This is a genomic window from Fodinibius roseus (assembly GCF_900129315.1).
In the GTDB taxonomy this organism is placed as follows: Bacteria; Bacteroidota; Rhodothermia; order Balneolales; family Balneolaceae; genus Fodinibius; species Fodinibius roseus.
The window spans coordinates 17,129-31,715 of the sequence record NZ_FQUS01000028.1 but is presented as its reverse complement, the minus strand read 5'-3'; the positions used below and the strand labels follow the sequence as shown (position 1 = coordinate 31,715).

14 protein-coding genes are annotated in these 14,587 nt (G+C 48.0%); 4 read left to right on the top strand and 10 right to left on the bottom strand.

The genetic code is table 11. From position 1 onward, the window contains the following. Positions 1-12: 12 nt before the first annotated feature. From BUB16_RS18765 to rpmB, 4 genes are all read right to left on the bottom strand, one after another. Complete coding sequence (locus BUB16_RS18765) at positions 13-468, bottom strand: GatB/YqeY domain-containing protein (protein ID WP_073067957.1); 456 nt, start codon at positions 466-468, stop codon at positions 13-15. Positions 469-592: 124 nt separating this feature from the next. After that, positions 593-763, bottom strand: coding sequence for a DUF4295 family protein (locus BUB16_RS21290; RefSeq protein ID WP_073067955.1), 171 nt, complete (start codon positions 761-763; stop codon positions 593-595). Between the two features lie 15 nt (positions 764-778). After that, a complete protein-coding gene (gene rpmG, locus BUB16_RS18755) occupies positions 779-943 on the bottom strand; it encodes a 50S ribosomal protein L33 (protein WP_073067953.1) in 165 nt (54 codons plus the stop codon). Positions 944-947: 4 nt separating this feature from the next. Beyond that, a complete protein-coding gene (gene rpmB, locus BUB16_RS18750) occupies positions 948-1,193 on the bottom strand; it encodes a 50S ribosomal protein L28 (protein WP_073067952.1) in 246 nt (81 codons plus the stop codon). 286 nt (positions 1,194-1,479) lie between these two features. Between rpmB and gyrB the strand changes: the two genes are divergently transcribed. Both gyrB and gyrA read left to right on the top strand, forming a co-directional pair. Beyond that, positions 1,480-3,408 carry a DNA topoisomerase (ATP-hydrolyzing) subunit B gene (gene gyrB / locus BUB16_RS18745; RefSeq protein WP_073067949.1) on the top strand — a complete coding sequence of 643 codons (1,929 nt, stop codon included), beginning with the start codon at positions 1,480-1,482 and terminating at the stop codon, positions 3,406-3,408. 60 nt (positions 3,409-3,468) lie between these two features. Next, positions 3,469-5,925: a DNA gyrase subunit A gene (gene gyrA / locus BUB16_RS18740; RefSeq protein WP_073067947.1), complete on the top strand. Its 2,457-nt coding sequence runs from the start codon at positions 3,469-3,471 to the stop codon at positions 5,923-5,925. Positions 5,926-6,145: 220 nt separating this feature from the next. On the opposite strand, the gene BUB16_RS18735 is transcribed toward gyrA, so the two are convergent. The 4 genes from BUB16_RS18735 to mnmG form a co-directional block, all read right to left on the bottom strand. Further along, complete coding sequence (locus BUB16_RS18735; protein WP_073067945.1) at positions 6,146-7,096, bottom strand: L-lactate dehydrogenase; 951 nt, start codon at positions 7,094-7,096, stop codon at positions 6,146-6,148. A gap of 38 nt (positions 7,097-7,134) precedes the next feature. Next, positions 7,135-8,079, bottom strand: a complete 945-nt coding sequence (locus BUB16_RS18730) for a helix-turn-helix transcriptional regulator (RefSeq protein WP_073067943.1) — start codon at positions 8,077-8,079, stop codon at positions 7,135-7,137. Between the two features lie 183 nt (positions 8,080-8,262). Next, entirely contained in the window at positions 8,263-8,898 is a 636-nt protein-coding gene (gene rsmG, locus BUB16_RS18725) for a 16S rRNA (guanine(527)-N(7))-methyltransferase RsmG (RefSeq protein WP_170864468.1), read from the bottom strand. A 12-nt stretch (positions 8,899-8,910) separates the two neighbouring features. Continuing rightward, on the bottom strand, positions 8,911-10,800 hold the full coding sequence (gene mnmG / locus BUB16_RS18720) for a tRNA uridine-5-carboxymethylaminomethyl(34) synthesis enzyme MnmG (protein WP_073067938.1): 1,890 nt from the start codon (positions 10,798-10,800) through the stop codon (positions 8,911-8,913). A 146-nt stretch (positions 10,801-10,946) separates the two neighbouring features. Between mnmG and BUB16_RS21845 the strand changes: the two genes are divergently transcribed. Beyond that, positions 10,947-11,180, top strand: coding sequence for a hypothetical protein (locus BUB16_RS21845; protein WP_211483232.1), 234 nt, complete (start codon positions 10,947-10,949; stop codon positions 11,178-11,180). Here the strand turns inward: BUB16_RS21845 and BUB16_RS18715 are convergent. Beyond that, the gene (locus tag BUB16_RS18715) at positions 11,149-11,472 is read right to left on the bottom strand and encodes a hypothetical protein (protein ID WP_073067937.1); all 324 of its coding nucleotides are present in this window, start codon (positions 11,470-11,472) and stop codon (positions 11,149-11,151) included. The genes BUB16_RS21845 and BUB16_RS18715 overlap by 32 nt on opposite strands. Before the next feature lie 442 nt (positions 11,473-11,914). Continuing rightward, positions 11,915-12,418, bottom strand: a complete 504-nt coding sequence (locus tag BUB16_RS18710; protein ID WP_073067935.1) for a fasciclin domain-containing protein — start codon at positions 12,416-12,418, stop codon at positions 11,915-11,917. 738 nt (positions 12,419-13,156) lie between these two features. Here BUB16_RS18710 and BUB16_RS18705 point away from each other — a divergent pair. Next, positions 13,157-14,503, top strand: coding sequence for a Gfo/Idh/MocA family protein (locus BUB16_RS18705; protein ID WP_073067933.1), 1,347 nt, complete (start codon positions 13,157-13,159; stop codon positions 14,501-14,503). The last annotated feature ends 84 nt before the right edge of the window (positions 14,504-14,587 follow it).

Below are 14,587 nucleotides of genomic sequence, written 5' to 3'. Positions count from 1 at the left end.
ACCGTCGTCTTATCAGGAAAGTTCTTCTTTAACGACTTTGCTCACCAGCGATCCTTCGGCTTTGCCCTTCAGCTCCTGCATCATGGCGCCCATAACTTTGCCCATGTCGGCCATATTCTCCGCGCCCAGCTGCGCTATTTTATCACGGGCGACTTCACGCACCTCTTCCTCCGAAAGCATCTCCGGCAGATAGCTGTTAATAATCTCAAGCTCTGCTTTTTCGGATGCGACCAGGTCCTCGCGGCCCCCCTCGCTAAACTGTTCAATAGACTCTTTTCGCTGTTTGGCGGCCTTCATCAATACTTCAATAGTCTGCTCATCGGATAACGAAGCCTCCCCGTCTTTACGCTCGCTGATTTCGCGTTCCAGAAGATTGGCTTTCAGGGATCGCAGCACGCGCAAGCGTTCCTGCTCTTTGTTTTTCATAGCCTCTTTGAGGTCGGCCATGATCCGGTCTTTAAGTGCCATAATTCAATGCTGGTGTTATCATGTTGTAAATAGAGTTGATCTGCCTGTATTGGCGTACCCTTCAAAAAAAAAGGTTCCACCCGTAAAACGAGTGCAACCTCTTCCGACAGCATAAAGAATGTTATTACTCTTTATTGGCTTTGATGAAGTCTTGCACGTCGTCTTGCTCAACAATGGCTTCCTTATAGCCGAACTTGTTGTTGGCCGTCTTCTTCGCAACAATCACCTTTACCATGCGACGGTCGGCCTCGTTCTTATTCTGGGTCTGCGTTCCAAAAACTTGTTTTTTCGCCATGATCCTAATCGTTTACTATTTGATTTCTTTATGAACAGTGTGCTTGCGAAGCACCGGGTTGTACTTTTTGAGCTCAATCCGATCAGGACTATTACGACGGTTTTTTGTCGTAACATATCGGGAAGATCCCGGTTTTTCCGTGCACTCTAAAATAACTTGAATTCTGTTTCCTTTTGCCATAATGCTATACGTCTTTTAAAAGAGTTCCTTTTTTCCTGGCTTCTTTTAAAACGGCACTAATGCCCTTTTTATTAATCGTGCGAAGCGTCTTGGCAGAAACCTTTAATGTGACCCACTTATCTTCCTCGGGAACATAAAACCGTTTCTTTTGCAGGTTCTGCTGAAACTTATGCTTCGTTTTGTTGTTCGACTTGGAGGACCGGTAACCGTTTAATGCTCCTTTGCCGGTAATATCATCTTTGCGTGCCATGATTCTGAAAACTCGTTGTTAACAATTCGTAGAGAGACGAGAAAAATAGGCTTATTCCTAAAAAATATCAATGTTTCTTTTGACTAAAAAAGCCAAGCCTTTTTACCCGGATTTCGAGGAGGGGATAAGGCCGCTTTGGGAGCATGGCGGAGAGTGTTAAATTTCGATATACGGACAGATCTCTACTTTTGGCAATAACAGGCATTGCTCACTTTGATTTTGCCTATTTATACACTATTTTCAGGCGTCTTCATCATTATTTTAAACCCCATTCATATCAATATTTATGGCGAAAACGAAAGGTTCAGATTATAAAGCGGAAAACATCCAGGTTTTGGAGGGACTTGAGGCCGTACGAAAGCGTCCGGCGATGTACATCGGAGACACCGGACAGCGCGGGCTTCACCACTTGATCAATGAGGTTGTTGATAACTCTATAGACGAAGCCCTGGCCGGATATTGTGACCGCATGGAAGTTATTATTAATGAGGACGGCTCAATGACGATCAAGGACAATGGTCGGGGCATTCCGGTGGATGAACATCCCAAAATAAAGCTGCCGGCGGTGGAGGTGGTGCTTACGAAGCTGCATGCCGGTGGTAAGTTCGATAAGAATACCTACAAGGTATCAGGCGGCCTGCACGGGGTGGGAGTCAGCTGTGTAAACGCCTTGTCCTCTCACTTTTATGCCGAAGTTCATCGCGACGGAGAGATTTACGTGATGGAATTCGAGTATGGCAAAACAGTACAGCCGTTAAAGGTGAAGGGCAAGACCGATAAAACGGGAACCATTATTACGTTTAGCCCGGATGAGACGATTTTTACGCAGACGACGGAATTCAAATATGACATCATTGCCGATCGTATGCGGGAGCTGGCCTTTTTGAATCCCGAGATTACGATTTTGCTTCGCGACGAGCGGGAAGAGGAGGTCCTGGAGCAGGAATTCCATTTTGAAGGCGGGGTCAAGGATTTTGTGCAGTACCTGGACGAGAGCCGCGAACCGATGATGAAAGAACCCATTCTTATCACGGGCGAAGTAGATATGGTGCCGGTGGAGCTGGCGATCCAATACAACAGCAGCTACTCTAAAAATGTCCATTCCTACGTTAATAATATTAACACGCGCGAGGGGGGGACCCATATTTCGGGTTTTCGCCGGGCACTGACACGCTCCCTGAAAAAATACGCCAAGGATAATAACCTGCTGAAAAGTAATATTAAGGTCTCCGGGGATGACTTTCGGGAGGGAATGACAGCGGTACTGAGCGTGAAGGTCCCGGAACCGCAGTTTGAGGGACAGACCAAAACGAAGCTGGGGAATTCGGAGGTGCAAAGCGCCGTCGAGGTCATTGTATATGAAAAAATGAACGAATACCTCGAGCGCAATCCCAAGGAGGCCAAGAAGATTTTAGAAAAAGTAATTTTGGCGGCGGAAGCACGCGAAGCGGCCCGAAAGGCCCGTAAGCTCATCCAGCGCAAGAGCGCGATGAGTGGCGGGGGGCTCCCGGGAAAACTGGCTGATTGCTCGATTAAGGATCCCGAGCACAGCGAAATTTACCTGGTGGAGGGCGACTCGGCCGGCGGATCAGCCAAAATGGGTCGTAACCGGAGCTTCCAGGCGATTTTGCCGCTCCGGGGTAAGATACTGAATGTGGAGAAGGCCAAAATCAACCGGATCCTGGAGAATAATGAGATCCAGGCGATGATTACGGCGCTGGGTGCGGGGGTCGGACATGCGGAAGAGGATTTTGAGCTCGAAAAACTCCGGTATCATAAAATCATTGTCATGACGGATGCCGATGTGGACGGATCGCATATTCGAACGCTGTTGCTGACCTTCTTTTATCGCTATATGTATCCGCTTATCGAAAACGGGCATATTTATATTGCCACCCCGCCGCTTTATCGTATTTCATACACGGGCGGTAATATCGAATACGCCTGGGATGATGATACCCGTGATAAGAAAGTCAAGGAACTGAGAAAATCACGTACAAAATTCGACGTGTCGCGCTACAAGGGATTGGGAGAGATGAACCCGGAACAGCTTTGGGAGACCACAATGGATCCGGAAACACGTACCCTGCAGCGTGTGACGGTGGATAACGCGGCGTCTGCCGACAAGCTCTTCTCTACACTCATGGGGGGGGATGTGGAACCCCGCCGCGAATTTATCGAGCGCAATGCCAAGTATGCAACGTTGGATATTTAGCGATTCGAAGTGAACTTATCTTTATAATTTTATTTTCAACTGACTTAGAAGAACGTATTCATGGCTCGAGAAAAAATTATACCTGTTACTATTGAAGATGAGATGCAGTCGGCGTACATCGATTATTCGATGTCGGTTATTGTGTCTCGTGCCCTGCCTGATGTCCGTGACGGACTCAAACCGGTTCACCGGCGTATTCTTTATGGGATGAGCGAGCTGGGCATGCTCCACAACCGGAACTATAAAAAGAGTGCCCGGATTGTGGGTGAGGTACTGGGGAAGTATCACCCGCACGGCGACTCTGCCGTCTATGATTCCATTGTGCGGATGGTGCAGGATTTCTCCCTGCGATACCCGCTGGTGGACGGACAGGGGAACTTCGGATCCATTGACGGCGACAGCGCAGCGGCCATGCGTTATACGGAAGTTCGTATGGAGCGTATTGCCGAAGAGATGCTGACCGATATCAACAAAGAGACGGTCGACTACCAGAATAACTTCGACGACACCCTCCAGGAGCCGACGGTCATGCCCGGAATGCTGCCCAACATGCTGTTGAACGGTGCTTCCGGGATTGCCGTGGGGATGGCGACCAATATGGCTCCCCACAACATCAGGGAGACCATCGACGGGATTGTAGCTTATATTGAAAACCCGGATATCGAATGCGAGGAACTGATGGAGCATATTTCAGCTCCGGACTTTCCCACCGGTGGTATTATCTATGGATACGGGGGCGTAAAGGAGGCCTATGAAACGGGACGCGGTAAAATTACGCTGCGTGCCCGCTGTACGACGGAGGAACTGCGGCGGGGACGCGAGCAGATCGTTATCACCGAGATCCCGTACCAGGTAAATAAGACGACGCTGGTCAAAAAGATTGCGCGTCACGTCGAAAACGAAAAAATTGAGGATATTTCTGAAATCCGCGACGAATCCGACCGCGAGGGGATGCGTATCGTGGTGGTCCTGAAGCGAAGCGCGAATGCCGGGATTGTGCTGAATCAGCTGTACAAGTATACGCAGATGCAGACCACCTTTGGCGTTATCAGCCTTGCCCTGGTGAAAGGTCGTCCCAAGGTGATGCCGCTGAAGGAACTGATCTTTCACTATGTGGAACACCGGATTGAAATTATTATCCGCCGTACGCTCTACGATCTGGACCAGGCGGAAGCACGGGCCCATATTTTAGAAGGACTGAAAATAGCGCTCGACGATCTGGATGAGGTTATTAAAACGATCCGCGCTTCGGACAGTCCCAAGGAAGCAAATAAAGCACTGCGCCGGAAGTTTGCGCTGACGGATATCCAGGCGAAGGCCATTCTGGACATGCGCCTGCAGAAGCTGACGGGTCTTGAGCGCGATAAAGTTGAGCTGGAATACGGCGAGATTGCAGATAAGATTGCCGAGTATCGCAATATCCTTTCTGATCGCAACAGGCAGACGGATATCATCAAGGAAGAGCTGCTGGAACTTAAGAAACGGTATGGGGACGAGCGACGCACGCAGATCGTGCATTCCGCTGAAGACTTCAGCGTGGAGGATATGATTGCCGACGAGGATGTGGTCGTTACCATTAACAATAAAGGGTTCATTAAACGTATGCCGCTCAGCGGGTACCGGCGACAGAAGCGCGGAGGAAAGGGCATGAAGGGAACCACTACCAAGGATGATGAATATGTAGAGCATCTCTTTGTGGCCACGAACCATAACTATATTTTATTCTTTACCGAAAAGGGCCAGTGTTACTGGCTGAAGGTCTACGAAATACCCGAAGGCTCGCGGCTGTCACGGGGACGTGCGATTGTTAATCTCATCGAAATCGATAAAGATGATGCGATTAAAACGTTTGTGCCGGTTAAAACACTTGAGGATGAAGAGTACATTAACAACCATTATATCATGATGGCCACCCGGGAGGGGAAAGTGAAGAAAACTTCCCTGGAGGCCTACAGCCGTCCCCGCAGCAACGGCATCATCGGTATCAATATTAATGATAATGACGCGCTTCTGGAAGCGGCGCTGACCGATGGTGAGAGTAACATTATTCTGGCCAACCGGAAGGGCCGCGCGATCCGCTTCCACGAGAATGAGGTCCGTGATATGGGACGTAACACGTCAGGGGTCAAGGGCATGAGCCTGGGCAAGGATAATGAGCTGGTTGATATGGTCGTTATCAAGAATACCCATGAAGCCACGGTCCTGGCGATCTCTGAAAACGGCTACGGAAAACGATCGCTGGTAGAAGATTATCGCGAGCAGAGTCGTGGCGGGAAGGGGGTCATTACCCTAAAAGTGACCGGGAAGACCGGTGAGCTGATCGCCCTCAAGGAAGTTTCCGACAAAGATGATCTTATGGTTATCACGGAAAGTGGAAAAGTCATTCGCATGAATTGCGGGGACATACGGACCATGGGACGCAATACCCAGGGCGTGCGTATTATGCGGCTCGATTCGGAAGGCAAGATAGCTGCGATTACGCGCGTAGTCAACGAAGAGGAGGACGCTACGGTGTAGGCGCAACACTTTGTAACACAATAAGATAGCCTGTTTATAGGTTTTAGGCTTACCAAATGCTAAAAGTTTGGTAAGCCTTTTTTATTTTGTGTGACTGAGCTCAACCACAAATAAGATTAAATCAACAACGGTAACCCGTATTTCTCTCAAGGATTTTATGGATATTGGTGTGTAACCTTATGATACAGATAAGCTTATATAGATTTTTAAAGCCCAAAAATTATTTCACAATTCTTATTCCCTCCAGGCTGTCCTGCAGGACAGCGGCCGAATTTTTGAGTCCGTCTACCTCCTCATCATTGAGGTCGGGCGTCATCCGATGGTTAATACCCGCTAATCCCACGCTGCTGGGCAGGCTCATGCAAACATCGCTGATGCCATATTCTCCCTCCCAGCAGACCGTCACCGGAATCACACTCTTTTCGTCTTCAAGAATCCCCTCCACAATCCGGGCAATGACGACCCCGATGGCTGAATTGGTAAAGCCTTTGCGTTTTATGATCTCATAGGCCGCATTTTTGGACTCCTCGAAGAGCTTGTCCAGCGCTTTCCTGTTGAAGGGCTTCCCGAGAATCGTATTATGCTGAATCGGCTTGCCGCCGATGTTGGCCTGGCTCCAGATGGGTACTTCCGAATCACCATGCTCTCCCAGAATATATGCATGGACTGAGCGCGGATCTACGTCATAATAACGTCCGAGCAGTGCACGAAAGCGGGCGGTGTCCAGAAGGGTGCCGGTCCCGATGATACGGTGAGGAGCACGCTTGCTAAGCTGCTGAGAGACGTAGGTGAGAATATCCACAGGGTTGGTTGCGATGATGAGAATCGCATTCGGGGCATGCTGATCCAAACGGGATATAATATCTTCATATACGGCTGCATTCCTGTTTAGTAACTCAAGCCGAGACTCATCCGGGGACGATTGTCCCACTCCGGCTGTCACAACCACAACCTGCGTATTTTTTAAATCTTCATAGCTGCCGGCCCGGACGTTAACATTTCCAACGAGCAGCTGACCGTGCATTAAATCCATCGCTTCTCCCTCCGCCCGTTCTTTATTCAAATCAACCAGTATGATTTCGCTGGCAATGCGTTGATTAAAAAGAGCATAGGCTGCGGCCACACCTACATTACCAGTACCAATAATAGCAATCGATCTTTTTTGGATCATAATATAAAGTTAATTAATAATTATTTGCTGTAATTGTATTAAGTATTATCTATCATTTTATTCAATATTTTATTTCTTTTCTCTATTAATACCTTTGGATCAACCACTTTAACATTATTATGGAATTGCAGCAGCCACTTGTTAATATAATCCAGGTTGTTGAATTCAAATGTGATCCTAAATAAATTAGGATTTTTTTGAATATTCTTAATAATTTTCGTCGGTAAATTAGCTTTGAAGCGGCTTACGCTGTTTTTGTGTACATCTATCACTATTTTCCGGGAAGAGCCGTCAGATCGGAAAATAAGGCCTTCCACGTCGATTTGTCCGTACGGGACAAACTCTTCGCTCAATACTTCCACTTTTGACATGCGATCGAGTACAAAATTGCGGACAGCCTCTCTTTTGTGCGAATGTCCGATGACATTCCAGTGGTCTTTATAAAAAACGATGAGATAGGGATCAATTTTGCGGGAGGAAATATTATTATCCGATTTCGACCGATAGTCGAAGGAGATTTTCTTATTATCGGCAATAGCATTACTGATCAGGTACCAGTTTCCGCCCTCTTTTTTTTCCGCACCGAAGTTCATATAGGGATCCACGACGGTCCGTTTTCCCAGCGACTCCATAAACTGCAGAAGCTCATCGGGCAGTACTTCCTTGATCTTTAGTTCGACTCCCTTGGCATCGCTGATAAGCGTTTGATCCACCTGCGACTTCACAAAATTAAGCCCAACTAAAATTGTCGCCAGCTCCTTTGTGGTGAACATCAGGGGAGGAATTTTATAGCCATGCATGATTCCGTATCCATTGTATTCGTCCCAGGTTACCGGGACATTCATTTCCGATAGTGCATTGAAATCACGAAACACGGTGCGACGACTGACATCAAATTTTTCTGCAATATCGTTGACTGTGATACGATGATTGGATTGCTGAAGCATGAGGATAAGCTTCATGCGGCGCTCGGAGCTGTTCATATAGGAGTATTTCTTCTGTAAGTTAACATGGCGACCGATCTAATATAAGTGATCTGAAGAATAGTTACAGCGGGGATCAGATCCCGACTGGGAGCATATCACCGAAAAAAGGAGAGGGGTTATATCCGCCTAATGACGACAAGGGCCTCCTGTCCGGGTGGCACAGAGAGTACGTGGCGCAGGTTATTCCCGGCTAATAACGACCAGTGCCTTGCCCGCATAAAAGTCCGGTCCTTTTGAAAGGTCATACCGGTGAATGGAAAGGGACTCCTTTATTCCCTGCAGCTCCTCCTTGATATCCATGCCTTTATAAAGCACCATCGATTCCCAGGGCAGGTGGGAGGTCATTGCGTACAGTTCATTGATTTTGAATGCATGCTTGGAGATCAATAAGAAGGAGTGATCCGGTTTAATTTGTTCAACAGAACCATCCGAAATTGTTACGTTTTGTAAGCCGAGCCTTTGGACCATTTGCTTCATGGCCATGCACTTCTTGGAGACAATGTCATTAAGCGTGAATCGCTTTTTGGGATGGGTGATGGCCAGTGGAATACCGGGGAGTCCACCTCCGCTGCCGGCGTCTAAGACTACCTGGGCTGAAAAAAAAGCCTCGAACTGGGATAAAAGGAGGGAGTGTAAAAGATGATGTTTGACTGTTTCACGTGAAACATTACGACTAATAAGATTAATCCTCTTATTCCACCAAAGCAAGTGGTCAAGGTAATTGCCTAATGTTTTTCTATGCTTTGAATAGAGTTGGCGACTGTTTTCAAATGTTTCACGTGAAACATTTGAAGTAGTAAGAGTGAGATGTTCCACGTGAAACAGTGGTTAATTTTTAAGATATACCATCAAGACCGAGATATCACTTGGAGAAACACCGCTTATCCGGCTTGCCTGTCCCAGTGTTTCGGGACGAATGCGCTCCATTTTCTGGGTACCCTCGGCAGAAAGGCTATTTATTTTGCCATAATCGAGGGTGTCGGGGATGATTGTGTCCTCCTGCTTGCGCATTTCCTCCACCATCTCAAATTCTTTTTCGATATACCCTGCGTATTTAATCTGGATCTCCACCTGGTCGAACACATCGCGGTCGTCGGTAATGGCGTGGGCTTTTTCCTTCAATTCCGCATCGGCCTCAAAAAGATTATAGATTGATAGCTGGGGGCGGGGAATAAGCGTTTTAGCCTTAACGGGTTGGGAAAGTATGCTGGTGCCCTGCTCCTTGAGCATCGGGTCCATCTTTTCCGGGTACACCGTATAATCCGAAATAAGATCATGGAGCTGGTCAATAGCTTGGTTTTTAGTCTTGTAGCGCTCAAATCGCTCATCGGAAGCAAGCCCGATTTTGTGTCCCAGGTCCGTAAGACGAAGATCCGCATTATCCTGGCGCAGCAGAATGCGATGTTCGGCGCGTGAGGTAAACATACGGTAAGGCTCTTCGGTGCCTTTAGTAATAAGGTCGTCAATGAGCACGCCAATATACGCTTCGGAGCGCTTCAGAATAAATTCTTCTTTGCCCTGCACTTTGCGGACCGCATTGATGCCGGCCATCAGTCCCTGGCATGCCGCCTCTTCATAGCCGGTCGTTCCGTTAATTTGTCCCGCAAAAAAGAGTCCATCGGTAATTTTGGTTTCCATGCTGCGCCGGATTTGATAGGGCGGAAAATAATCGTACTCAATGGCATAGCCGGGGCGAAGCATGACGGCTTCTTCAAAGCCGGGGATTGTGCGCAGCGCCTTGTACTGGACATCCTCCGGCAAAGATGTAGAAAAACCGTTGAGATACATTTCGTACGTATCCCATCCTTCCGGCTCCAGGAAGAGCTGATGGCTGTCTTTTTCTGAAAAGCGGTTGATCTTATCCTCGATACTGGGACAGTAGCGGGGACCAGTGGATTCGATGGTCCCATTGAACATAGGACTGCGGTCAAAGCCGGACCGAAGCATATCATGTACCTTTTGATTGGTAAAGCCGATCCAGCAGGTAAGCTGTTCTTCCCTGGATGGCAGGGAGTCGGTCATGAAGGAAAAGGGGCTGGGATCCTCATCTCCGTATTGAATTTCAAGACGATCGTAGTCAATAGAGCGGCCATCCAGCCGGGGGGGAGTCCCCGTTTTCAGCCGACCCACTTCAAAGCCCAGCTTTTCGAGGGCTGCGGAGATGCCCACTGAGGCCCGCTCGCCCGACCGGCCACCCCCGAAGTTGGTTTCACCGATATGCATCAGTCCATTGCCGAAAGTGCCTGTAGTAAGTATAACTGATTGCGCCTCAAAGATTTGTCCGGTACTCGTACGAACGCCGGCAGCACGCTTCCCTTCATTTACCGTTATGATATCGACTACATTATCCTGACGGAAGTGCAGGTTTTCTTTTTTTTCCAATTCTTCACGCATCATAGTGCAGTATAGGGCGCGGTCGCTCTGGCAGCGCGGACTCCACATGGCGGGACCTTTACTGGTATTCAGCATGCGAAACTGAACGGCCGATTTATCGGCAACCCTGCCCATAAGTCCACCGAGCGCATCAATCTCTCGTACCAACTGACCTTTGGCGACGCCGCCAATAGCCGGATTGCACGACATCTTGGCGATAGCATCGAGATTCATCGTAATGAGCAGTGTTTGAGCGCCCATTTCAGCGGCGGCACCGGCTGCTTCACTGCCCGCATGTCCGGCCCCGACTACAATGACATCATATGTTGGGTAAAGAGATTTCATAAGCCTTAAGTGTATGTTTTTATTACACTTATACGTTTATAAATGAGCAATCCTGCATATCACGGCAACTCTGAAATGCAGAGCGCATATAAAAGTTCCGGGAATCCTCTAAAGTAAGGGTTTTTTGGGAAAAAATTTAACCGGGAATGCTGTGGCGAACAGTCCGGGTAGTGTTCATACCCATTTGCGCCCTATCCCGGGAAAAGGCCAGGGCGGTTGTTATTGGCGGTAGTGCTGCGATTGAACAGGAAAAGCTAAGCTATTTTCCCGTTCGTTCGTTGAATACACTATTTATAGATAAGAAAATGGTTTCATCGGAACCCCTGGGAAGAGATTCGTGCAGCGGCGCTACTGCTGTTCGTGCCATTCGAGAAAATTGACAACCGCCTGCCAGATAGCTTCCAGCTTTGTGTCCCTCTCGTATTCAAAGACCGTATCATCATCAGCTGAGATGGTGCAGCTTTTTCCTCTAATCATGACAGGATAGCCGAGATCTTCCTCGATCTTAATGACGACCGGCATCATCCATTTCCATGATTGGTGAAATTTCATGTCTTCAACCGACAGGAAAGCCAGCGGTATGTCCTTTACGTTTTCCTGCGCTATTTTAATCGTACTGCCCATAATATTCTCAATGAGCCTGCTTCCCTTATTAATTTCTTCCTGTTGCATAATATTGAATTGGGTAATTGATATGTGTTTATATTAGGCTAATAGTTTGAGCATTATATTGCCCGGCTTCCTATTGTTATCCGTTAACATTTCACTCACTCCAGCTATCACCAGGCAAAGGCGTTTCAGGATGACACTTTTAGATCTCCTTCTCGCTAACCTGACCGGAGTTTGCGTTAAGTCGGATTATGCCTCATACGCATTTAAGCCCTTAAAGATAAATAAAAAAAGAAGAGGAGAAAGGGTGATTTCCGGCGGTGGGGAGGGTATTGGTTAGCCCGGAGGCGGAATTGAAGGATAGCTATAACCGTAAAGAAAATATGCCAAAAAAAAGGCTGCCCCAAGAGATAAAACCAGATTTCTGAATAGCTATGAATTCTGATTTTACCAGGGTCTTTTCGGGGCAGCCGCGCAACGGTGATGATTATGCGTCCGAAGTTGCTTATTCTTCGGGCTGGGTAAGAACCGTATCGATAACAAACACGGTTCCATTCGTAGCTTCTATACCGCTTGAAGTGATGGTCGCCTGGTCTTCATTGATGGTCACGGCGTCATCATCATCCGTGCTGAACGACAACGTTCCTTCATTAAGGGCGGTAGCGGATTCGGTGTCCTGCAGCTCATCGTAGGTAAGGTTTTCTTCCACGACGTGATACTGCAGGAGATCCGTCAATGCCTCATCACTCAGGGTATCCGCCTCTGCTTCCTCCAACGCATCATCAGTGGGGGCAAAAACAGTAACAGGTCCCTCTTGTGAAAGGGTATCGGCCCAGTCTTCCTCTGAAAGGAAATCGTAGAGGGTGGAAAGCGTGCTTTCACCTTCGATAGTCTCCAGGGCATTGAGATCAGTATTGGGACCTGTGCTGTCATCGTCATCGCACGCTGTAAATCCAATGACGGTTGCTATCAGAAAGAGAGTGGTTAATTTTTTTATCGATGTTATCATAAGAATACAAGTTTATAGGGTTATCAGTAGTTAACATTGGTATTACACCGTCGCGAAGGGAAGTAACTACTCAGGCAGAATTTTTTTTCAGAGTTATAACTATATGGGAATTAAATCTACAAAAGTCAGGTCGTTTTCTTTTTTATAAGACCTTTGAAAAATCAGGAGTTTTGATCAATATCAACCCCTGAACGAATTCAAAACCGCAGCATAATAATGCATATGTGAGGTTTTTGAATTTGCGAAAATGCAGAGATTGGCCAAAAAACGATTTTGCAAGGCGCTCTGTTAGAAGCGATGAAAAGAAACAGGTGAGAGGCGGGGCGGCTTGCCCACAATCAAATTTCTTCGAGAATAATCCGGGTTAGGACCTATAAAAGTAAGATTTGAAGCGGATATTAAGGGTAATGTTGAAGGCAGCCGGATCTTCGTCAGAAAAAGGGGCGTTATTTCGATGCAGGATAGGTAATAAATAGGGAACAGCGAAGTTATCATAGGGAGCAGTTTGCCAGAGGAGCGATCGGTGCTATGACCGTTAGAATCACGCTCTGAAAACAACCAAAGGAAAACAGGCTTTTATATTTTTTGTTTTATATCTTTCTTCTTTTATTGGATAGGCACAGGAAAATCGGAGTACAAATAAGCCGCATATCCATATCCCGGCATCGCAAAGCAAGACCTCTTTTTAAATACAAGATTACACCATAACACTACACCTATACAGACATTTACAAAACCATGGATCCTGAATTCTCTTTAAAAGGCAAAAATAACAGTATTTCACGACGAACGTTTCTGGGGAGTTCTGCCGCTTTGGTGGGAGGAGCCTTCCTAAGTCCGCTGGCAGGCGGAAGTAATGCATTCGGAGCACCAAAGGACACGCTTAAACTCGCGCTGGTGGGGAGCGGATCGAGAGGAGCCGGAGCCGTTGTCAATGCATTACAGGCAGAAGAGGGGGTTGAACTCGTAGCGATGGCAGATATTTTTGAAGAGAAGCTGAACGATAGCTATCAGAATCTGATGCGCGTTGACAGCATTAGCAATCGAATAAAGGTGCCGGATGATCATAAGTTTGTGGGACTGGATGCTTATCAAAAGGCGATCGACCTGGCCGATGTGGTGCTCCTGGCAACCCCGCCGGCGTTTCGTCCCCTCCATTTCGAAACGGCAGTGAAAGCCGGGAAACACGTGTTTATGGAGAAGCCTCTGGCAACGGACGCGCCGGGCGTGCGCAGGATCTTTGAGGCCGGTAAAGTGGCTGAAGAAAAAGGGTTAAGCGTGGTAGTGGGACTCCAATACCGGTATTCCAGGCGGTTCCAAAAGCTTGTAGAGAAGGTGAATGCCGGTGAACTCGGTGATATCACCTCCATGTCCTGCAACTATTTGCTGGCCGGTATCAAGCAGGTCGCACGCAAACCTGGCGACAGTGAACTGGAGTACCAGTTGCGAAACTGGCGCCAGTTTGAATGGCTGTGGGGTGGATCACCCGCGGGACTCACGATTCATTTCGAAGATATTGCGCACTGGGCAAAAGGCTCATATCCCGTGCGGGCATTCGGGACAGGCGGCAGGGCCGCCCTGGAGGGACCCGAACAGGGCAACATCTATGACCACTACTATATAGACTATGAATATGAGGACGGAACCAGCTTGCACAGCCGAACCCGCCATATCCAGGGATGCTGGACCAATCGCACCTTTTCTTTCCAGGGAAGCAGGGGCGTTGCTCATGCGTCGGGCGGCTCCGGTCCGGAGATCAAAAGCCGGAATGGAGAGACGCTTTGGAGCTATGACGATGCGGGGGACCCGAATCCATACCAAACCGAGCATGAAGTGCTCTACCGAGCTATCCGAAGCGGTAATCCCGTCAATGACACCGAATGGGGAGCCAAGAGTACGCTGACAAGCATCATGGGACGAATGGCCGTTCAGTCGGGGAAACTTGTTGAGTGGGACGATGCTCTGAACTCGGATGTGGTAATGGTTCCCAATAACTTGTCGGAAGATTCCGAGCCGCCCGTTCTTCCCCGGGAAGACGGAAGCTATCCCGTGCCCATTCCGGGTGACGACTCCAGGATTATTTAATGGCAATGAATATGGGAGTGGAAGCATTCACGGGTTACGTAAAAAAAATAGATGCGAGTGTAGCGTAAATTGCGAGATGAACGG